This window comes from Streptomyces sp. RLA012 (genome assembly GCF_056270325.1).
The window spans coordinates 9470395-9491047 of the sequence record NZ_JBWDPA010000002.1 but is presented as its reverse complement, the minus strand read 5'-3'; the positions used below and the strand labels follow the sequence as shown (position 1 = coordinate 9491047).

Below are 20653 nucleotides of genomic sequence, written 5' to 3'. Positions count from 1 at the left end.
ACTTGTTTTCGATCACTCTACGATCGCGGACGCACCCCGGGCACCGATGCCCACTCGAACCGGGCACGAACACGTCGTTCACACCGAGCGGGCGCGGGTGCGCCAACACGCCGCCCTCGACCGATCAGTAGGCAGCGAGTGCTGTGTCTATGCGCCGCGAAGTGCCCTTGTGCGTGACCCACCTGCTCAGGGTCTCCAGCTCCGACCGTGCCGTCCGGTCCCCGATCCGGGCCAAGGCGACGATGCCCGCCTCGGCCACTTGAGGCGAGCGGGGAGCGTTTCCGGACCGATGGTCCAGGGAGGTCTCGACGAGGCCGACGAGGGCATGGACCGTGTCCGGCCGAGGCGGAAGGAAGGAGAGCATCCAGGCGAGTCCGCGCAGAACGTGGGAGTTGTAGGGGTCGAAGCGTGCGTTCACATCGAACGGAAGGTGCGGATGGCCGAGAAGCGGGATTGTTCGATCCAGACCAGCCAGTTCGAACCACCTCAGTACCGCTCGCCGTGCCTCCTCCGGGCCTACGGCGTCCAGCAGGCTCAATCCGGTCCGTTCCCATTTCGCCGACGGTGCGCCGGCGGTCGCGGGAGCGGCATGGGCCAGCAGCCGTTGCCACGACTCTCCTCCGGCTGTCGCTTCCTTGAGCGCCTGCTCGGCCCACGGTTCCCCGGGATTGAGCACCGGACCGGGGAACTTGGCCAGCAGTTCGCGCATCCCGGGTTCAGTGCCGTTCGCGGCCACCTGCGTGCGCCGGCAACCTGGCTGGTTCGCCGCCGCGTTGGTGCGCCGAAAGGCCGCCAGTATCGTCGGATCGGGAGTACGCCCGGCGGCGAGTTCCGCATCGGCCAGTTCCCAGACCCGATGGTTCGACCAGATGAAGCACTGGTCTCTCAACCGGGAGAGCTGGTCACGGCGTTCGGCAGCAAGCAGATCCCCGTCGAGACCGCGGACAACTCCAGAGGCGACCATGAGCAGTTCGGTGCGGAGGTAGTCCAGGTCCCGCCTGAACTCCCCCGCCGTCCAATCGTCTTCCACGTGGCCGTGCCAACGGGCCCATATGCCCGCGAGCTCAAGCCGGTCCTTGTCGGGCAATGCCCGCAAGAGCTCCATGTTCTCGCGCCCCACGCCCGTCATGGAGCCGTTCTGGCACGCGGCCCGCATGACGGCGCGGGACAACTCCTGCAGCTCGCCACGCTCCGCGAGGGCCCGGAACCGGGCGGCCTGTTCTGCGACCAATTGAGTGTTCCGCATCCACCTGCTCATGATCGGGAGAGTAGACGGGGCCACTGACATCGAACGTGTCCCCGCCTCGTCCCAGCATGAGCCCGCCAGCCCGGCAGCCCGGCAGCCCGGCAGCCCGGCAGCCCGGACCACGATCTGCGGCCACCCCGCGATCGTGGATACGCCGGCGCGCCCTCGCCGAGCGGGGTACCGGCGCGCATCTCCTGAGGGGATCAGTTGAGTTTCGTACAGTTCAGACCTCCGCCGGGCGCAACCCACAAGGGGCAGCCCCAGGTATCGGTGCCGTCGGTGATCGTGCGGTAGATCTCCTGCTGGAGGGTGGGACCGGTGCAACCGTTCCCGAGCACGAACCAGTTGGCAGGGGACCAGGGGAACGGGGCGACGACCCACCGGATACTCAAGCTCTTGCAGACGTAGTCGGCCGAGGCCGTCGTGGAGACCGAGGCCGTCGTGGACACCGAGGCCGCCTGGGCTGCGGGGGCCAGTGCAAAACCCCCTCCGAGAACTAAGGCTGCGCAGGCGCTGAGGCGTAAGGCCAGCTTCACGTGAGTCTCCCGTCTTCGACCCCGGGCCACGCTGACGCGGGGTTCGTGTGACGAGTCTCGGCGGGAGGGGCCTAGGAGAATTCTTAGAACCTATGAAATAAGTGATCATTTGGGTGGTCGGCGGGCCGCCGAGGGCAGCGTGGGACGTCGAGCCGCTGAATGTGCTGGGTACACCGGCGCCGCGGCAGGGCAGGCAGGGCGCTCGCGCACACACGTCCCAGTGCCGGCCACAGGCCTTTGTTCGGGACTGCGGCCGGCACGGTGGTCAGGTCAACGCGCCGTGTCGCGGAGGAGGACGAACGTGCCGCGGCTTTCGTCGCCGTTCGGCAGGCGCCAGTCGGCAACGACATGTCCTCGCGCCTCCCCGGCCGTGATGGTGCGGGGAACCTGCTCGTCGGGCTGAAGGACACGGATCACGTCGATGGTCAGGGTTCCCGCCAACCCACCGTCCGGCCCGTCTTCTTCCTTGGTCTCCACCACGACGGCGGTGCGGTGCTGCCCGTCGTCGACGGCCGTCGACACGACCACGGTCGAGAAGCCGACTCCGGTGAAGTGATTCGTGACGGAGGGGGCGGGCGTGTCGGTCTCGCTCTGAGCCTGCGGCACGGCGCGGCCCTGGAGGAGACCGAGAAGTTGAGCGACGAGGACCGGGTCATGGGTCCCGTCGTACACCCACCGTCTTCCCAATACCCCGTGCTCGGTCGTGCCGATGAGCGCCTGATCGGCTCCGTCGAGCGGCGCCCCGCGGTAGCTGAGCGGCACGTGGTAGGAGCGCGGTCGCTCGCCGGACGTGTCCGTGACCACCATGAACTCGATTCCCACCTCCCCTTGCGGATCATCGAGCCGGAAACCACCAGCCTTGCTCAGGTGCGGCTCACTCGCCGTGTCGACGTACCACGGCTGCCTGGGCAGCCAGCCCGCGAGCAGCTCCAGCTTGCTGGGCGTCAGTGTGGTCCTGTGGATGACAGCCATGCTTCGTGAACGTCGTCCGCCGGCACGGGATTCCCCTCAGACGCGGCAACAACCGGGTTACCCCCAGTCGCGTTGGCCTGCGGCGATGGCGCGAGCGCGTCGCCTTTGACAAGTGGATACGCGAAACGGCGGTTACTGGATAAAGTCGTCTCGTTACACCTGGTTGTGGGGACAACCAGAGCGCCTCGGGGAGGGCCCGCAACACATGAGTCGTCGGTCTACCGGCTTGGTCGGAGTCTGGGCAGAAGTACAACGCCAGCAGCAGCGTCAGCAGGAAGTCGAAGCCAGACGGCGGAGGCAGGAAGCCCAGCAAGCACGTGCCTACCAGCGGCGGGCCGCCCAGAGCCACCGCGAGTACCGACAGGCGGAGGCACTGCGTCGCACGGAGGAACTGGACGCACAAGTTGCGTCGCTCCAAGGTCTTCTCGCCTCGGGTTGTCAGGCTCCGCCTTTCAGGGCTTCGTCCCTCACGCGCCCCGAAGAGGTCCAGCCCTTCGCTCCAGGGCCGTTGGCACAGCCCGTGCCCATGCCGGACTTCAACCACTACCAGACGCAGAGCGGGTGGACTGCCGGTCGCCGGGCCCAAGCGCAGGCCGAAGCACGGGCGCGCTTCGAGCGGGACTGGAGCGCCGCCCGGACGGCGGAGACTCAGCGGCAACATCAACTGGCCGCGTACCAACGGGAGTACCAGCAGTGGGCAGATGCCCAGCTGGCGGATGTGCGGCGGCACAACGCCGGCGTCGTCGAGGTGACCGAAGGTGTGAGGCGTCGCGATCCCGACTCCGTGGTCGAGTACTTCTCCGCCGCGCTCTATGCCTCGACCGCGTGGCCGGAGGGTTTCCCCCGTCAGGTGGCGGCAGCCTACGATCCGGCAGCTCGCCAGTTGGTGCTGGACTGGGAGTTGCCCGCCGTCGGCATCGTCCCCGAGGTCAAATCGGTCCGGTACATGTCCGGGGTGGACCAGGACAAGGAGACCCCCCGACCGGCAGGCCAGCGGCGGGCCCTGTACCGGGAGGTTCTCGCGCAGTGCATGCTCCTCGTCCTGCACGAACTCTTTGCCGCGGATGAGCCGGGCGCGCTCGAGTCGGTGACCTTGAACGGGTTCGTGGACGGGCATGACCCTACGACGGGCCGACCGGGCCACATCTACCTGGCGACCGTCATGGCGTCGCACTCGACGTTCCTCGACCTGCACTTGGCGCAGGTCGACGCGGGCAGCTGCCTGGCCGACGCACTGCACGGGCAGCTCTCGGCCCGGCCCGACCAGCTCACGCCGGTGCGGCCCAGCCGCCGGCCGCAGGACGTCGGGAACCGGGTCGTGGCTCATGGCGGCGATGAGGAACCCGACCTGTACGACATGGATCCGATCGCCTTCGAGAATCTCGTCGCCGATCTCTTCCGGACCATGGGGATGCAGGCGGTCACCACCCAACGCTCCAACGACGGCGGGGTGGACGTCGACGCGCTGGATCCGACACCGATCCGCGGCGGCAAGATCGTCGTGCAGGTCAAGCGCTACCGCAGCACGGTACCGCCCACCGCTGTGCGTGACCTGTACGGGACCGTGCAGGACGCCGGCGCCAACAAGGGCGTCCTGGTGACGACGTCGGGGTTCGGCCCTGGCTCGCACACCTTCGCCAACGGCAAGCCGCTGGAACTGATCTCGGGTACTGAACTCGTCGACCTGCTGCATCGCCATGGGCTGCGTGGACGACTGGGCGAGGGCGGCCGTCGATCCTCGACTCGGCCGACCCCGTCGGGTGCTCCGGACCTCCGCCTGCCCGACGACTACAACGTCCTGGGCATGTCCTGGACCGGAAGCGTCGCGTTGGACGTGTGTGCTCTCGTCTGCCGCGGCAATCGCGTCCTCAGCGACGAACACTTCGTCTTCTTCAACAATCCGCGGACACCGGACGGCTCTGTACGTGCCCTTCCGGCCACCGCGCCCGACAAGGCCGCGATCTGTGTGTCCTTCGACGGGTTGCCCGAGGAAGCCGACCGATTCGTGCTCGTGGCCGCCATCGACCCCGAGGTCAACCCCGAGGCAGACCTCTCCGGTTTCACGGACGCCCGCATCCGCCTGCTCGGCCCGAGCCTCACCGAGCTGGGACAGCTCGAAGTCTCCGACGGCCGGCCGGACGAGACCGCCTTGGTGCTCGGTTCCTTCCGCCGACGGTCGAACGGGGACTGGGACTTCGTCCTGGGCGGCAAGGGCTACACGCGTGGGCTCGCAGAGCTCGTGCAGGATTTCGGCATCGAGGTGGAGTAGATCCCCCATGGGTCACAGTCGCTGCACGGCGTGGTGAGGCCGAGCGCGCCCGCACCGACTTCGGGTACCACATGATCCGCACCACGCCCGGCACCAGACCCGGAATGGCAGCAGTCGGGCTTCCACGCGGAGGGGAAACGTCCTGTTCACGGGATCAGGGGCGGCAGGAGCAACACGCCGTGGCTGCCGAATATCGGTGCACTCCCCTTGGCTGCGCACGCCCTGTGGTCAACACTGAGCCGATGACGCAGCGTGTGGAGCTCGCGACCGTGATGGACCGGTTCGCGGTGGACGGACTCGTCACCGAGTATGCGGTGGCGGTCGACGACGGCAACTGGGAGACGTACCGGAGGCTGTTCGCACCGGACGGACGCGCCGACTACCGGTCGGCAGGCGGCATCGAAGGCGGTGCCGACGAGGTGGCGGGGTGGCTGGCGCGGAGCATGGAGCTCTTCCCCATGCGCCAGCATCTGATCGTGAACCGGCGGCTGCGGTTCGGGGTGCTGGACCAGGACACGGGCGACACGGCCCGGATCCAGGCGGACTACATCAACCCGATGCGGTTCGCGGGTGACGACGGCGGCTCCACCGCGCCCGACTTCGTGTGCGGCGGCCGGTACGCCTTCGGGCTGGTGCGTACGGATCTCGGCTGGCGCCTGCGCGAGGTCGTCGTCCAGGAGAAATGGCGCCGCACCCCACAGCCCCACCAGGAACCCGCCGCCACCTGAGCGGATCACCCCGGCCTGACAGCCCTGGCCGAACGGTCCCGGCCGAACAGCCCTGACCTCGAAGCCCTGACCTGAAAGCCCTGGCAGGAGGCCCTCTGTCGGAGATCGTCTCCGACGCGCACACTGGAGGCATCCCGCGGGGAGGGAGGCACTGTATGAAGAGGCCCGAGCGTTGGTCCGGCCGCTGGCCCGACAGATGGCTCGGCGGTGGGTCCGCCCTTTGGCTCGCCTCCCCCTGGCGGCGCGCGATCGTCGCCGCGCTGGCCGGCGCACTGCCGATGTTCGCCTTTCCCGCCCCGTCCTTGTGGTGGTTCGCGTACATCGCCCTAGTGCCCTGGATTCTGCTGGCCCGCTCGGCCCCGACGGGGAAGCGGGCGGCGTACGACGGCTGGTTCGGCGGGCTGGGTTTCATGCTGGCGGTGCACCACTGGCTGCTGCCCAGCCTGCATGTGTTCACGGTGGTGATAGCGGCGCTGCTCGGTGCGCTGTGGGTGCCCTGGGGCTGGCTCGTACGACGGTTCCTCGCCGGGGTGCCGTCGGGCGGGCGGGTCGCTGCCGCGCTCGTCGTGCTGCCGTCGGGGTGGCTGATGGTCGAGCTCGTCCGGTCCTGGCAGGGCCTCGGCGGGCCCTGGGGGCTGCTCGGGTCGAGCCAGTGGCAGGTGGAGCCCGCACTGCGGCTCGCGTCGGTCGGCGGGGTGTGGCTGCTGAGCTTCCTGGTGGTGGCGGTCAATGTCGCGGTCGCCGTACTGGTAGCGGTGCGCGAGTCCCGTATGCCCGCTGTCGCCGGACTGGTCGCGACGGCCGCCGCGACCTCGGCGGCCTGGGTGTGGTCGCCGCGCCCGGACGTGGACGGCCAGGTCAGGATCGCCGTCGTACAGCCCGGGGTGGTCGGCGGCAAGGACAGCCCCGAGAAGCGCTTCGCGCTTGAGGAATCGCTCACCCGTACGCTCGCCGGGCAGGACGTCGACCTGGTCGTCTGGGGCGAGAGCAGCGTCGGTTACGACCTGGCCGACCGCCCCGACCTGGCGAGCCGGGTCGCCGCGCTGTCCCGTCTGACCGGCGCCGACATCATGGTGAACGTCGACGCGCACCGTTCCGACCGGCCGGGGATCTACAAGAGCTCGGTCCTGGTGGGACCGCGGGGCCCGACCGGCGACCGCTACGACAAGATGCGGCTGGTGCCCTTCGGCGAGTACATACCCGCGCGTTCTCTGCTCGGCTGGGCCACCTCGGTGGGCAAGGCGGCCGGTGAGGACCGCAGGAAGGGCACCGAGCAGGTGGTGATGAACGTCGGGCACGGGCTGCGGGTCGGCCCGTTGGTCTGCTTCGAGACGGCATTCCCCGACATGAGCCGGCATCTCGCCCAGGACGGCGCCGAGGTGCTCCTCGCGCAGTCCTCGACCTCGACCTTCCAGCACAGCTGGGCGCCCGAGCAGCACGCCTCGCTGGCCGCGCTGCGGGCCGCCGAGACGGGTCGTCCGACGGTGCACGCGACGCTGACGGGTGTCTCCGCCGTCTACGGTCCGAGCGGCGAGCGGATCGGCTCCTGGCTCGGCACGGACGCGAGCGCGGCGGCGGTGTACGACGTGCCGCTGGCGCGGGGCGTCACCCCGTACGTCCGGTTCGGCGACTGGCCGGTGCACGCCGCTCTGCTGATCCTGGCGGCCCTGTGCGCGACGGAGGGGGCGCGGGCGCTCAGACTGCGGCGGACCGCTCCCGCACCGCGTGCACCACGCGCTCGCACAGTTCATGGGTCGCCAGCGCGTCACGGGCGCTGAGCACCTTGCCCGCGCGTACGGCGTCGAGGAAGGCGAGCACGCCCTGCTCTATGCCGCGCTGCCGGGCCACCGGTACCCAGTCGCCGCGCCGCCGCACGGACGGCTGCCCCTTGTGGTCGATCACCTCGGCGAGGTTGACCACCTGACGCTTGGTGTCCTGCCCCGAGACTTCGAGGATCTCCTCGGCCGAGCCGCTCAGCCGGTTCATCACACCGAGCGCCGTGAAACCGTCCCCGGCGAGTTGCAGCACGACGTGGTGCAGCAGGCCGCCCTCCACGCGGGCCCGCACGGTCACGTCGTCGATCGGCCCGGGCGCCAGGAACCGCAGGGTGTCCACGACGTGGATGAAGTCGTCGAGGATCATCGTGCGCACGTCCTCGGGCAGCCCTATGCGGTTCTTCTGCATCAGGATCAGGTCGCGGGGATGATCGGCACACTGCGTGTACCCGGGCGCGTGACGCCGGTTGAAGCCGACGGCCAGGCTGATGTTCCGCTCCTCCGCGAGCCGCACCAGACGCTCGGAGTCGGCGAGTTCGTACGCGAGCGGCTTGTCGACGAACGTCGGCACGCCCGCCTCCAGGAGCCGCGTCACGATCTCGGGGTGCGCGACGGTGGCCGCGTGCACGAACGCCGCGTCGAGGTTCTGCGCCAGCAGATCCGACAGGTCGGTGTGCCGTTGTTCCGGCGGCAGGCGGAGGCTGTCGCCGACCCGGGCGAGCGTCGCGGGCGTCCGCGTCTGCAGATGCAGCTCGACCCCCGGCTGGACGCCGAGCACGGGCAGGTACGCCTTCTGCGCGATGTCGCCGAGTCCGATACAGCCGACCTTCACGGGGCCCTCCTTCAGTCGCCGACGCGGGCCTCGCCGGAAGCATACGGCCGCTGCGGCGGCCGCCGGTCGACGATGCCGTCGAAGCTCCGCAGGAACAGCGCGACCCGGCCGCCGTGGCAGGCGGGCAGGGACTCGGCGACAGTCGGGGGGTAGGAAAAGCCCTGGTGAACAGCCGCGCGCTCGAAGAAAATACGGGCATGACGAAGCAGCGCACCAAACCCGCCACCAACGCCGACGAACGGTCCATGCTGGAGGGCTGGCTCGACCACCACCGCGAGACCCTGGAGATGAAGTGCGCGGGCCTCGACGACGCCCAGCTCAAAACCGCCTCGGTCGAGCCCTCCGAGTTGTCCCTGCTCGGTCTGGTGCGGCACATGGCGGAGGTGGAGCGTGGCTGGTTCCGCAAGGTTCTGGTGGGCGACGATCCGGGGCCGATCTACTACAGCGAGGAGGACCAGGACGGAGAGTTCCATCTCACCGACGCGGACACCTGGGACGAGGCGTACGCCACCTGGCAGGCCGAGATCGGGATCGCCCGGCGCAACGCAGCTCGTTTCGCGCTGGACGACGTCGGCAAGGTCAGGAGCAGGTTCTCCGAGGACCCCATCAACCTGCGGTGGATCTACACCCACATGATCGAGGAGTACGCGCGTCACAACGGTCACGCGGATCTGATCCGGGAACGGATCGACGGCGCCACCGGCGAGTGAGGCAGGGCTCATGGCGGCGGGTCACCGTGCGGGCGCCGGCGCCCTCCGGAGGTGCGGAAGGATCACCCGTGTGGGGCATCCTCCACTCGTCCGCTCCCCAAAGCGGGCCGGACACACCAGAGTTGAGCGGGTGCATCGAACGACGACCGCCGCAACGCTCCTGGTCACCGTGGCCACCGCCGCCCTCTCCGGCTGTGTGACCGTCCAACGACCGCCCTCGCCCGCCCTGCCGCCCTCCCCCGCCCTGCCGTCGCCGCGTCCGGAGGGCAGAGCCGGGCCGCAGATCGTGCAGGCACCGGCGCGCGAGGCGCTGGAACTCATCGGGCCGTCCCGGAAGCCGTCACCGAGCGCTCCGGCGCCGCACCGTACGCCCGTCCCGGCACCCGCCGCCCCGCAGGCCCCGCCGCGCCACCCGGGCGCCGCCCATCACCCACACCCGCAGCCTCACCCTCACCCACTGCCCCATCGGCCCGCACCCCGCACCGACGTCGCCCCCGAGCAGCCGAACAACACCGACGTGTGTGCCCTCGGCCGGAAGTACGGAGGCTGGAAGGCGGACAGTCCGGAGGCGGTCATCTGCAAGGGGTCGTACGGGCATTGACCACGGCCGGTGTCCGCAGGATCTAGGGGCGCTGTCTCGGCGGCCCCAGGGTCTCCCCTCCGGACCCGCCGAAGGGACCGGGCCGCTCGACGGTGCCGGACCCCTCGACGGTGCCCGGCCCCTCCCCCGGCCCTCCGTGCGAGCGGCCCTCCCCGTCGAGTCTCAGCTCCAGACGGCCGATCGCCGCCCGCACACCGTCCCCGTAGGGGTCGTCCCCGAGGGCGCCGACCGCACCGCGGGCCCGGCGCAGATGGCTACGGGCGGCTTCGGAGCGACCGAGTTTCACATAGTCCGCCGCGAGGTTGAGGTGCAGCGACGGGTAGAACGCGCGCACCGCGAGCGACTGGTGGTGCTCGGCCACCCTGCCGTCGGTGAGCTCCTCGGCCGCCGACAACGCGCGCAGGTCCCAGGCCAGTTCGTCCGCGGGATCGTCCTGTGTGTCCGCCATGTAGTGCGCCAGGGTGCAGCGGTGCAGGGCGTCGCCGTCCTCACCGATCTCCGCCCACAGGTCCAGGAAGCGGCCCCGAGCCTCCTCGCGGTCGCCGCCGTGGTGCAGCATGACGACCTGTCCGATCCGGGTCATCATGGCGTCCGGCGCCACCTGCTCCTGTTGCTCCGCCACCGCGTCCTCCAGGCTCGTCACTGTCCCTTCCGACGCTAACCGGACCCACTGACAATCACGCTCAGGCGCCCCGTACACCGCCGGCCCGGCGCCGTGACGACCGGCCCGGACCCCCACCCGGCCCGGCCCCGATCAGCCCAGGTCCCGATCAGCCCCGGGCCGGAAAACGTCAGTCGGTATCAGCCCAGGTCCGGGATGCGCCAGTCGATCGCCTGGTGCCCCTGCGCCGCGACCGCCTCGTTGATCTGCGTGAACGGGCGGGAGCCGAAGAACTTCTTGGCGGAGAGCGGCGAGGGGTGCGCGCCCTTCACCACGACATGCCGCTCCTCGTCGATGAGCGGGAGCTTCTTCTGCGCGTAATTCCCCCACAGGACGAAGACCGCCGGGTCGGGCCGCTCGGCCACGGCCCGGATCACCGCGTCCGTGAACTTCTCCCAGCCCTTGCCCTTGTGCGAGTTGGCCTCACCGGAACGCACGGTCAGCACCGCGTTCAGCAGCAGGACGCCCTGCTCGGCCCACGGCATCAGATAGCCGTTGTCCGGGATCGGGGTGCCCAGCTCCTCCTTCATCTCCTTGTAGATGTTCCGCAGGGAGGGCGGGGTCTTGACTCCGGGACGGACCGAGAAACACAGGCCGTGGCCCTGGCCCTCGCCGTGATACGGGTCCTGGCCGAGGACCAGCACCTTCACCCGCTCGTACGGCGTCGCCTCCAGCGCGGCGAAGACCTCCTCGCGCGGCGGGTAGACCGGGCCCTTGGCGCGCTCCTCCTCGACGAACTCGGTGAGCTCCTTGAAGTAGGGCTGCTGCAGTTCGTCACCCAGGACGCCGCGCCAGGACTCGGGCAGCATGGCGGTGTCGGTCACGTCAAGTTCCTCCGATGTGCGGTCACTTCCAGGCCTCAGAACCTACAGGCGACCACTGACAATCGGCCCCGCGCCCCATACCGCCCCCACTGGACCTGCCGGTGGTCCGCCCGTGGCCGGGCGGCGATCTACCAGCTGGTCTTGCGGTGCAGCTCCCACATCATCATGATCGTCGAGGGGTCCAGGGCCTGCTCGCCGCCCGAGATCTCCTCGTTCGCCGCCACGAACTGCCTGCCCTGCCACAGTGGCAACAGCCGGGCGTCGTCGACGAGGATCTGCTGGGCCTCCTCGAACTCCTCGACCACGGCCGCGCGGTCGCTCTCGCGGCGCGACGCGGGCAGCAGGATGTCGGTGATCCGCGGCGCCGGATAGGGCGTGCCGAGCGCGTTCTGCCGGCCCACGAAGGGCGCGATGAAGTTGTCGGCGTCCGGGAAGTCGGGGAACCAGCCACGCCCGAAGACCGGGTACTCGCCATTGCGGTACCCCTCTTCGTACGTCTTCCAGGGGCGGCCGTTGAGCGAGACACGGAACAGGCCGGAGTCCTCCAGCTGGCTCTTGATCTCCTGGAACTCCGGGGCGGTCTCGGACCCGTAGCGGTCGGTCGTGTACCAGAGGGTGAGCGGGACGCGGTCGGTGATGCCCGCCTCCAGGAGGATCTGCCGGGCCTTGGACGAACTGGGGTCCCCGTAGTCGTCGAAAAAGCCCGTGGTGTGCCCGGTCAGGCCCGCGGGGACCATGGAGTACAGCGGTTCGACGGTGTCCTTGTAGACCTTGTGCGCGATCGCCGCCCGGTCGACGATCTGGGCGACCGCCTTGCGGACCGCCGGCTTCCCGGCCCACGGGTCCTTCGGGTTGAACACCAGGTAGCTGATCTCGGTGCCCGCGCCCTCGACGAGCTGGAGGCCTTCCCGCCCGGCGTGGCTCCGGAGCGAGACGACGTCCTTGGAGGCGAGGCCACGGAAGGTGACGTCGATCTTCTTGTCCCTGAGTGCCTCGACCATCTGTGCCGAGTCCTGGAAGTAGCGGATGGTGACCGCGTCGTTCTTGCGCCGGGCGAAGCCCTTGTAGTGGTCGTTGCTGACCAGTTCGGCCCGTTTGCCCTCCTCGTAGGAGCGCAGGCTGTACGGCCCGGACCCGAAGACCTTGCCGTCCTTGCGCAGCGAGCGGGCGGGGTAGTCCTCGGGGTCGACGATCGACATGGCCGGCGTGGCGAGGACGAACGGGAAGGTGGCGTCCGCCTTGTTGAGGTGGAAGACGACCTCGCGCTCGCCGAGCACCTGGATCCGGTCGAGGCTGCCCAGCAGCCCCGCGGGACCACTGGGCAGGTTGATCTTCCTGATCCGGTCGATCGAGTACTTGACGGCCTCGGCGTCGAGCGGGTCCCCGTCCGAGAACCTCATGCCGGAGCGCAGCTCGCAGCGGTACGCGAGGTTCGTGGCGTCCGTGAACGCGCAGCTCCGGGCGGCGTCGGGCTGGGGCGCCGCCGCCCCGGAAGGGTAGCTCAGGAGCGTCTGGTAGATGTTGCGGAACAGTTCCCAGGAGCCGTCCCAGGAGGCGGCCGGGTCCAGCGTGCTCGGAGAACTGGTGGTGCCCACGACGATCGGTCCCTTGTCGTCGGACGACCCCGGGGAGAGGACGCCGCACCCGGCCGCCAGGGCCATGGACGTGACCGCCACCAGTTGCCGCAGACATCGGTTCCGGTTGAACACGCGCACGCTCCTCGATCTGCCGTACCAAGGGTCGGCAGACCATACCGCAGCGCCCAGCCGGGCAACGGGTGTTCCTGGCAGGGCACTTGATCAGCGCGTTTGTGACTACGTTGTCATTCGACTGGGTGTCTCTCATACGCCGACGCGGGCGCCGATTCTGTCCATCGGCACCCGCGTCGAAGCTCAGTTCGTCCTGTTTCGGGGCTCCCCGTCAGCCCACCCCGGCGTTCAGGAAGATGCCGCCGTCGACGACGAGCGTCTGCCCGGTGATCCAGTCCGACTGCGCCGAGGTGAGGAAGGCCGCGGCGCCCCCGATGTCGGAGGGCACGCCGAGCCGGCCGAGCGGGTAGGACGCGGCCGCCTCCGCCTCCCGGCCCTCGTACAGGGCCAGTGCGAACTTGGTCTTGACGACGGCGGGCGCGATCGCGTTGACCCGCACCTTGGGCGCGAACTCGTGCGCCAGCTGCACGGTCAGGTTGATCATGGCGGCCTTGCTGATGCCGTACGCGCCGATGAACGGCGAGGGCGAGATGCCCGCGACGGACGCGATGTTGACGATCGCGCCGCCGTTCTCGCTCTGCCAGGCCTTCCAGGTCAGCTGGGCGAAGCCGAGCGCCGAGATGACGTTGGTCTCGAAGACCTTGCGCGCCACGTCCAGGTCCAGGTCGGCCATCGGGCCGAACACGGGGTTCGTACCGGCGTTGTTGACCAGGTAGTCGACGCGGCCGAAGACCTCCATGGTGCGCTCGACGACCGCGGCCTGGTGGGCCAGGTCGTGCGCCTTGCCGGCGACGCCGATGACGCGGTCGGCACCGAGCGCCTCGACGGCCTCCTTCAGGGCGTCCTCGTTGCGGCCCGTGATGCACACTCGGTCACCGCGCGCGACAAGGGCCTCCGCGACGCCGTAGCCGATGCCGCGACTCGCGCCCGTGATCAGCGCGACCTTGCCGGAGAGTTCGGGAAGGGTGGTCATGTCCGTGTCCTTTGGCGTCAGTTGAGCGGTCCGCCGGCCACGTACAGCACCTGGCCGGAGACGAATCCGGCGGCCTCGCCGGTGAAGAAGGCGATGGCGTTGGCGATGTCGTCGGGGTTGCCGACGCGCTGCACGGGGATCTGGGTGGCGGCGGCGGCCTGGAACTCCTCGAAGCCCATGCCGACGCGCTCGGCGGTGGCCGCCGTCATGTCGGTGGCGATGAACCCGGGCGCGACGGCGTTCGCGGTGACGCCGAACTTGCCGAGCTCGATGGCGAGGGTCTTGGTGAGGCCCTGCAGACCGGCCTTGGCGGCGGAGTAGTTGGCCTGGCCGCGGTTGCCGAGCGCGGAGGACGACGACAGGTTGACGATCCGGCCGAACTTCGCCTCCACCATGTACTTCTGGCAGGCCTTCGCCATCAGGAAGGCGCCGCGCAGATGCACGTTCATGACCGTGTCCCAGTCGGACGCGGCCATCTTGAACAGCAGGTTGTCGCGGAGCACGCCCGCGTTGTTCACCAGGACGGTCGGCGCGCCGAGCTCCTCGGCGATGCGCGCGATCGCGGCCTCGACCTGGGCCTCGTCGGAGACGTCGCAGCCGACCGCGAGGGCCTTGCCACCGGCGGCGGTGATCTTCTCGACGGTGTCCTTGCACCCTGCCTCGTCGAGGTCGATCACCGCGACGGCGCGGCCCTCGGCGGCCAGTCGTACGGCGGTCGCGGCGCCGATGCCGCGCGCGGCACCGGTGACTACGGCGACACGCTGCTCAGTGGTGGACATTGCTGGTTCTCCTCGCCCTTGAAAAGCCCTGCGGCCTGACATGCCCTGCGGCTCACACGGTACGCCCGTCCAGTGAGCAACCGCTTAGTACCTTCAGCAGACGTGACGCTAGAAGCCCTGGCACCCGGTGTCAACGGCACACGGCGCACGTGTGATCCATCACCTGACCAGCAACTGGAGCAATCGCTCCGCCTCCGCCTGCGGATCGGCGGTGAGCCCGGTGTGCACGGGGCCCGGCTGCACGACCGTCGAACGAGGTGCGATCAGCCAGCGAAAGCGCCGTCCGGCATCGTCGCCAGCGGCCTGACCTGCGGCTTTCCCACCCGCACAGACCCCTTCGACCGCCCGCAGCGCGGCCCGTACACCGGCCACGTCGGCCTCCGGATCCAGGGCCAGCAGCTTGGTCTCGTCCAGATGCGTACGCACCCCGACGAAGGACTTGGCGCGGCAGTACACGAGTACGCCGGCGTTGAAGCACTCGCCACGTTCGACGCGCGGCACGATCCTCAGCAGCGCGTACTCGAAGACGTCCCGCTCGCTCACTTGGCCCCCTCGATGCCCGTGTGGCTCTCGCTGCCCTTGATGCCTTCGATGCCTGTGATCCGCTCGTGGATACCGGCGGCGCGCGCCAGCAGTGGCCGGGCGTAGGCGCGCCGCAGCGCGTCCGTCGAGTCGAAGCCCGGTTCGTCGGCCAGCCACTCCTCCGGGATCGCGGCGGTCACCTCGGCCAGCAGGTCCTCGGTCACCAGCGGCGCCAGCTCGGCCGCCGCGGTGGCGACGTCCGGGGCGAAGGGCGCGAGCGCGTGGTCGGCGGCGTCGTAGGGCTTGGCGGCGGAGGCCGCCGCGCCGGGCCAGTGGTGGTGCCAGATCATGGTGGCGCCGTGGTCGATGAGCCACAGGTCGCCGTGCCACATCAGCAGGTTGGGGTTGCGCCAGGAGCGGTCGACGTTGTTGACCAGCGCGTCGAACCAGACGACCCGCCCGGCCTCCTCCGGAGTCACCTCGAAGGCGAGCGAGTCGAAGCCGATCGCGCGGGAGAGGTAGTCCATCCCGAGGTTCCGTCCGCCGCTCGACTTCAGCAGCTCCTGAACCTCCTGATCGGGTTCGCCGAGCCCCATGACCGGGTCGAGTCCGATCGTCACCAGGCCGGGCACGCGCAGGCCGAGCCGACGGGCGAGTTCACCGCAGACGACCTCCGCGACGAGTGTCTTGCGCCCCTGCCCCGCGCCGGTGAACTTCATGACGTACGTCCCGAGATCGTCGGCCTCGACGAGCCCCGGCAGCGAGCCGCCCTCACGCAGGGGCGTGACGTAGCGGGTCGCGATCACTTCTCTGAGCATGTGGCCAGGCTATCCGGCAGCCGATCTTTCAGAACGCGTGTCCCGAGCACCTCGTCGGCACCGCAGTCGTACGGCTCATCGTGGCTGTCGTACGGCTCATCGTGGCTGTGGTGGCTGATGGGACCAATCGGCCTGACCGAGTTTCATGGCCAGTTCACGGCGCGTACTGACGCCGAGTTTGACGTAGGCGTGCTGGAGATGGTTGTCGACCGTACGTACGGACAGGTGTAACACCTCGGCGATCTCCTTGCTCCGCAGGTTGGCGGCAGCGAGAAGGGCGATCTCGCGTTCACGTTCCGTGAAGGTGTGGGTGGCCTCCGCGGTCGTGAGGATGGGAGTGCTCACCCCGGGACACCGGGCGGCGAAGGAGCGGGCCAGTTGGCCCGCGGTGGTCGCGCGGCGGGAGTGGCCCGCCCGGCGCCATGCCGCGGCGGCCGACGTCGCGGCTTCGGCGGCGAGCAAGTACGCCCCGATGGTGCCGAGTTCGTCCACCGCCGCCATCAGCCGGTCGGGATCGTCGGCGGCCAGAGCGGCGCTGAGGTGGACACGGGCCGGGGCGAACGCCCCGTCGCAGTGCCTGCTCAGCTCGGCCAGACGTCCGGTGACCTCCTTGGCGCCGCCCAGTCGGGCGATGTCCGTCAGAAGCAGCATCTCCGAGGTGAGTTGTCCGGTCTCGCGGGCGTCCGCGGCGGCCTCGGCCAGTACGCTCCGGGCTTGAGGCAGGTGACCGCGGGCGGCTTTGAGCCATGCCTCGCCCAGGCGCTCTTCACCTGCCTGGTGGCCCATGACCGGGTAGGTCCGCATCTTGACCAGGGCCGCCTCAGCGGTGTCGAAGTCGCCGAGCAACGCGGCCGCGGCGGCCAGGCCTCCCCAGGACTGGAACAACGGCCGGATCTGGTGATGGATCTGGCCCTGGGCGATGGCCTCGGCGTACCAGCGGCGTGCGGTGGCCGCGTCGCCGGCCAGCCATGCCGCCCTGCCCCGGAAGGCCGCGGCCCATCCGCGTGTCTGGGCCGAGTCGGTGTCCACCAGGTCGGTGAGGATGCGGTCCGCCACGTTCGCGGCCTCCGCCAGATTCCCCGCGTCGGTCAAGGCGAAGATCACCGGCACCAGTTGCGACGCCGGGTGTGCGGGGCCCAGTGTCCGATCGTTCGCCTCCAGGTGGGCGGCGTGGCTCGACCGTCCCCAGTCGACCGCCTCGCGGGTCCGTCCGACGTAGGCCAGCCCTGCCGTCCTGGACATCGCCGCGACCAGCCAGGAGTTGATGTCCTGGGACTCCTCGATGTCGGCCTCCAGGCCGTCGAGCAGCGCCAGGCCCTGGGCCGGTCGGCCGGAAACAGTCATCAGGGACGCCTCGTTGAGAGTGAGGAGGCGTCGACACGCACGGCCGGTGACGTGCCGACGGGCGGCCTCGTTGACCTCGAACGCCTTCTGGGTATGTGCGGCGACCCAGAAGAGGTTCCAGGTGCGGACCATCGCCGCGGCGGTTCTGTCCTCCTCCGACGCGGCCCGGCTCTGGGCTTCCGCGAGCATCTCTTCCGCCGGCTGCCAGCGCCCGAGCTGACAGAGGGAGTCTCCTTGGAGGAGGAAGGACCGGTACGTGCGGTCCGCCTCGGGAAGAGTCCGCAGCAGGGCTATGACCTGTTCGTAGTCGTGAACATGGCGGGCCAGGGCGGCTGCCCGGAGGAGCAGCCCGGGATCGGCCGTGCCGGTGGCGGCCAGACGGTAGATGGCCACACGCAGGGCGTCGTCGTGGCGCCGGCCGCCGTGCGCGCCGATCCTCTCGACCTGCTGGAGCAGCAGTGTGCGACGGCGTACGAGCGAGAGGTCCTCGCGCAGAGCCTCTCCGTAGAGCGGGTGGCCCAGGACGACGAGTGCGCGCCGCTCGTCCTGTTGGACGTGGACCAGTCCGGCCTCGTCCAGTTCGGCCACCATGTCCATCGACGCGGCTGAGGCCGCGTCGGCCAACGACACCGGCCCGCACACCGCGAGCAACTCCAGAACTCTGCGCGCGGCGGGTTCCACGGCGGTGAGGCGTGCCCTGATCAGCTCGCCGAGCCGTGGCGTGGTCGGCAGTGCTCCTTCGGCGAGTGTCCAGATCTCTCCGTCGCTCGACAGCGTCTCGGCTTTCAGCGCTCCGTGCACCAGCTCACGCACGTACAGGGCGTTGCCCCCGGAGGCCTCGAACAGGCGGTGGACGGTGCGGTGGCCCAACGGCGCGCCGAGCGCGGCGCGCAACAGTCGTTCCGCCCCGTCCTGATCGAAGGGTTCCAGGTCGATCCGGCAGACCGAATCCCCCCGGGCAAGTGCCTCGACCGCGTCCGAGACCGGACCGCCGGTGCGCACCGTGGCGATCAACCGGATCGCGCCGGCGTCGAGCAGATGGCGCAGAAGCGCGGCCGACGCCTTGTCCAGCAGGTGCAGGTCGTCCACCAGGACCACCCGCCGTCGGTCTCCTTGAGGGCCGGCCAGCAGCCCGGCGATCTCGGCGAACCCGGAGACCGGGTCGGACAGGTCCACGCCTGCCGGTATCAGATGGGCGACCGCGCCCATCGGCGCGGCCGCGGCCGCGGCGCTCGCGGTGACCCGGATCCCCTTGGACTCTCCGTCCAGGGCCCGGGTGAAGAGTTCATCGGCCAGTCGCGATTTGCCCACTCCGGCCTGCCCGAAGACCACCACGGTGCGGCACGAACGCCCGCGCCATGCCCACTCGAAGGCTTCCAGCTCCCGGTCCCGTTCCACGAACGGCCACGGCGACTCCAGCATGCCCACTCCAGACTTCGCGGCACTACTGACACGAGTTCCCTCAGGCTGGCACGCCGGTGGCGATGTACGGAGGCGGCAGGGCTGAGCGACGGTGAGTTTGCCGTCGGGCCGGGGCGGCACGGCAGAGATCTTCATGCGGGGAGACGGGGAGGAAGAGCATGACGTTCCGCCTGAACCCCGTCACCCGGCAAGGCCCCGCGATGTCACTGCTCACGCTCCTGCCCCTCACGTCCGTCGACGATCCCCTCCTGACCACCCGTGACCCGGGGCGCATCACCTCCGCACTCGGCCGATGGGGCGCCCGGTTCGACCGCCGGCCCGTGCGAGACCTTCCACGGGACGCCACCGACACCGATGTCCTGGACGCCTACCGCGACGACATCGCCGCCTTCATGGAGCACCGCGACCTGAGGCACACCGAGGTCGTCCGCATGGTTCCCGACGACTCGGCCCATCATCGGACGCACCCCCCTCCTGATCCTGAAGCAGAGCCGCGTACGACACCCCGACCGCGTGACCGGCCCCCGCCGGGGGTGTGCGGGCAGACGCTCCTCGCCGTCGAGCGACGGTCTCCGCGATCGCGGCGCCTGTCGCCCCGCTGTCAATTCGGTCAAGAAGTCCTCAACCTCCTGAACAGGGCAGACGGGCTGACCGTACTTCTTTATGGATCACCATCACATCCGTTGAAGGGAACGTCAGCATGGCCAGCGAATCGCTTCACCCCGTCCCGGCCCCGTCCCGCCGCACCGTCGTGGCGGCGGTCGGCACGGCGGGACTCGCCGTCGCGCTGACCGCGTGTGGGTCGGACGACAAGTCCTCCGACTCCTCCAGCAGCTCGAACTCCAGCTCCAGTGCCGGCGCGAGCAGCGGGGGCGCGGCCGCGACCGGCACGGTCCTCGCCAAGACCACCGACATCCCGGAGGGCGGCGGCAAGGTCTTCGGCGACCAGGGCGTCGTGGTCACCCAGCCGGCCGCCGGCACCTACAAGGCCTTCTCGTCCAAATGCACCCACCAGGGCTGCGCGGTGAAGGACATCTCGAACAACGTGATCACCTGCCCGTGCCACAACAGCCAGTTCTCGGCCACCGACGGCAGTGTGAAGAAGGGGCCCGCGACGCAGCCGCTGGCCGCCGCCAACATCACCGTGGACGGGGACTCGATCAAGCTCGCGTGATCCCGTTCCCACCGGGCCGGGATTCAGCGGCGCGGTCGTTTGAAGCAGGCCAGCACCTCGTCGGTCACCGTGATGGTGGCGACGAGGGCGAGCGTGTTGCGGATCATCGCGGGGGTGTAGTCGGACGGCACCCCCGCGATGGCGTCCGCGGGAACGACGGCGGTGTAGCCGCGGTTCACGGCGTCGAACACGGCGTTGGGAACGGCCACGTTCGCCGAGACGCCGGTCACGACGAGAGTGCGGCAGCCCAGGTTGCGCAGCAGGGCATCGACGTCGGTGCCCGCGATCGGCGAGAGCCCGTGCAGACGTCGTACGACGAAGTCCTCCTCGGCGACCTCGATGGGGGCCGCGATCCGCACCGCCGTGGTCCCCGAGAGCTGCTGCACAGGCAGCCGTTCGGCCGCGCGGAACAGCCGGGCGTTGTGGTTGGCACCCCGTCCGTCGGGCCGCCGCTCGGCGATCGCGTGGATCACCTGGACTCCGCTCTCGTGGGCGCCGGCCACCAGCCGGGCCACATTGGCGAGCGCCCCCGACGAACGCGCCTCCTTGGCGAGTTCGGGCAGCGCGCCGTCCGGGCCCACGACGCCCTGCTGGCACTCCACGGTGAGCAGTACCGTGGTGGCGGGATCGAGGAGTGTGCTGAGCTGTTCGTACGAGGGCACGGTTCCCCCTTGTCGTCGAGGGTCGGGGCGGGCGAGCGTAACGACCATTGCGTGTGGACGGAAGACGGCCCATGCTTTTCTGACGCGATGTCAGAG

20 protein-coding genes are annotated in these 20653 nt (G+C 69.8%); 6 read left to right on the top strand and 14 right to left on the bottom strand.

Features of this window, described 5'->3' with window-relative positions; all coding sequences use genetic code 11:
• Window positions 1-124: 124 nt before the first annotated feature.
• From RV986_RS43165 to RV986_RS43155, 3 genes are all read right to left on the bottom strand, one after another.
• A complete protein-coding gene (locus RV986_RS43165; RefSeq protein WP_475922599.1) occupies window positions 125-1258 on the bottom strand; it encodes a hypothetical protein in 1134 nt (377 codons plus the stop codon).
• A gap of 191 nt (window positions 1259-1449) precedes the next feature.
• A complete protein-coding gene (locus tag RV986_RS43160) occupies window positions 1450-1695 on the bottom strand; it encodes a hypothetical protein (RefSeq protein ID WP_475922598.1) in 246 nt (81 codons plus the stop codon).
• Between the two features lie 357 nt (window positions 1696-2052).
• On the bottom strand, window positions 2053-2754 hold the full coding sequence (locus RV986_RS43155; RefSeq protein WP_475922597.1) for a maltokinase N-terminal cap-like domain-containing protein: 702 nt from the start codon (window positions 2752-2754) through the stop codon (window positions 2053-2055).
• 205 nt (window positions 2755-2959) lie between these two features.
• Here RV986_RS43155 and RV986_RS43150 point away from each other — a divergent pair, with 205 nt between their 5' ends.
• The 3 genes from RV986_RS43150 (at window position 2960) to lnt (ending at window position 7529) form a co-directional block, all read left to right on the top strand.
• Window positions 2960-5023, top strand: a complete 2064-nt coding sequence (locus RV986_RS43150; protein WP_475922596.1) for a restriction endonuclease — start codon at window positions 2960-2962, stop codon at window positions 5021-5023.
• 242 nt (window positions 5024-5265) lie between these two features.
• Window positions 5266-5751, top strand: coding sequence for a nuclear transport factor 2 family protein (locus RV986_RS43145; protein ID WP_475922595.1), 486 nt, complete (start codon window positions 5266-5268; stop codon window positions 5749-5751).
• Window positions 5752-5906: 155 nt separating this feature from the next.
• On the top strand, window positions 5907-7529 hold the full coding sequence (gene lnt / locus RV986_RS43140; protein ID WP_475922594.1) for an apolipoprotein N-acyltransferase: 1623 nt from the start codon (window positions 5907-5909) through the stop codon (window positions 7527-7529).
• On the opposite strand, the gene RV986_RS43135 is transcribed toward lnt, so the two are convergent.
• Window positions 7447-8358, bottom strand: a complete 912-nt coding sequence (locus tag RV986_RS43135) for a Gfo/Idh/MocA family protein (RefSeq protein WP_475922593.1) — start codon at window positions 8356-8358, stop codon at window positions 7447-7449. The genes lnt and RV986_RS43135 overlap by 83 nt on opposite strands.
• Window positions 8359-8555: 197 nt before the next feature.
• Here RV986_RS43135 and RV986_RS43130 point away from each other — a divergent pair, with 197 nt between their 5' ends.
• The gene (locus RV986_RS43130) at window positions 8556-9068 is read left to right on the top strand and encodes a DinB family protein (RefSeq protein WP_475922592.1); all 513 of its coding nucleotides are present in this window, start codon (window positions 8556-8558) and stop codon (window positions 9066-9068) included.
• Between the two features lie 130 nt (window positions 9069-9198).
• Window positions 9199-9669, top strand: coding sequence for a hypothetical protein (locus tag RV986_RS43125; RefSeq protein WP_475922591.1), 471 nt, complete (start codon window positions 9199-9201; stop codon window positions 9667-9669).
• Between the two features lie 22 nt (window positions 9670-9691).
• Here RV986_RS43125 and RV986_RS43120 read toward each other — a convergent pair whose 3' ends face one another.
• The 9 genes from RV986_RS43120 to RV986_RS43080 all read right to left on the bottom strand — a co-directional run bounded on the left by RV986_RS43120 (window position 9692) and on the right by RV986_RS43080 (window position 19179).
• A complete protein-coding gene (locus tag RV986_RS43120; RefSeq protein WP_475924645.1) occupies window positions 9692-10291 on the bottom strand; it encodes a hypothetical protein in 600 nt (199 codons plus the stop codon).
• Between the two features lie 179 nt (window positions 10292-10470).
• Entirely contained in the window at window positions 10471-11154 is a 684-nt protein-coding gene (locus RV986_RS43115; protein WP_475922590.1) for a uracil-DNA glycosylase, read from the bottom strand.
• A gap of 128 nt (window positions 11155-11282) precedes the next feature.
• Window positions 11283-12863 carry an ABC transporter substrate-binding protein gene (locus tag RV986_RS43110; RefSeq protein WP_475922589.1) on the bottom strand — a complete coding sequence of 527 codons (1581 nt, stop codon included), beginning with the start codon at window positions 12861-12863 and terminating at the stop codon, window positions 11283-11285.
• A gap of 211 nt (window positions 12864-13074) precedes the next feature.
• On the bottom strand, window positions 13075-13836 hold the full coding sequence (locus tag RV986_RS43105; protein WP_475922588.1) for an SDR family oxidoreductase: 762 nt from the start codon (window positions 13834-13836) through the stop codon (window positions 13075-13077).
• Window positions 13837-13853: 17 nt separating this feature from the next.
• Window positions 13854-14615 (bottom strand): 3-oxoacyl-ACP reductase FabG, encoded by a 762-nt coding sequence (gene fabG, locus RV986_RS43100; protein ID WP_475922587.1) that lies wholly within the window; start codon window positions 14613-14615, stop codon window positions 13854-13856.
• A gap of 159 nt (window positions 14616-14774) precedes the next feature.
• Window positions 14775-15158: a DUF3037 domain-containing protein gene (locus RV986_RS43095; RefSeq protein ID WP_475922586.1), complete on the bottom strand. Its 384-nt coding sequence runs from the start codon at window positions 15156-15158 to the stop codon at window positions 14775-14777.
• Complete coding sequence (locus RV986_RS43090; RefSeq protein WP_475922585.1) at window positions 15155-15955, bottom strand: HipA family kinase; 801 nt, start codon at window positions 15953-15955, stop codon at window positions 15155-15157. The genes RV986_RS43095 and RV986_RS43090 overlap by 4 nt, the downstream gene beginning before the upstream one ends.
• Before the next feature lie 96 nt (window positions 15956-16051).
• Complete coding sequence (locus tag RV986_RS43085; protein ID WP_475922584.1) at window positions 16052-18721, bottom strand: LuxR C-terminal-related transcriptional regulator; 2670 nt, start codon at window positions 18719-18721, stop codon at window positions 16052-16054.
• Window positions 18722-18924: 203 nt separating this feature from the next.
• A complete protein-coding gene (locus RV986_RS43080) occupies window positions 18925-19179 on the bottom strand; it encodes a hypothetical protein (protein WP_475922583.1) in 255 nt (84 codons plus the stop codon).
• Window positions 19180-19421: 242 nt separating this feature from the next.
• Here RV986_RS43080 and RV986_RS43075 point away from each other — a divergent pair, with 242 nt between their 5' ends.
• Entirely contained in the window at window positions 19422-19895 is a 474-nt protein-coding gene (locus tag RV986_RS43075; RefSeq protein ID WP_475922582.1) for a Rieske (2Fe-2S) protein, read from the top strand.
• Between the two features lie 23 nt (window positions 19896-19918).
• Here RV986_RS43075 and RV986_RS43070 read toward each other — a convergent pair whose 3' ends face one another.
• Entirely contained in the window at window positions 19919-20557 is a 639-nt protein-coding gene (locus RV986_RS43070; RefSeq protein ID WP_475922581.1) for a cysteine hydrolase family protein, read from the bottom strand.
• Between the last annotated feature and the right edge of the window lie 96 nt (window positions 20558-20653).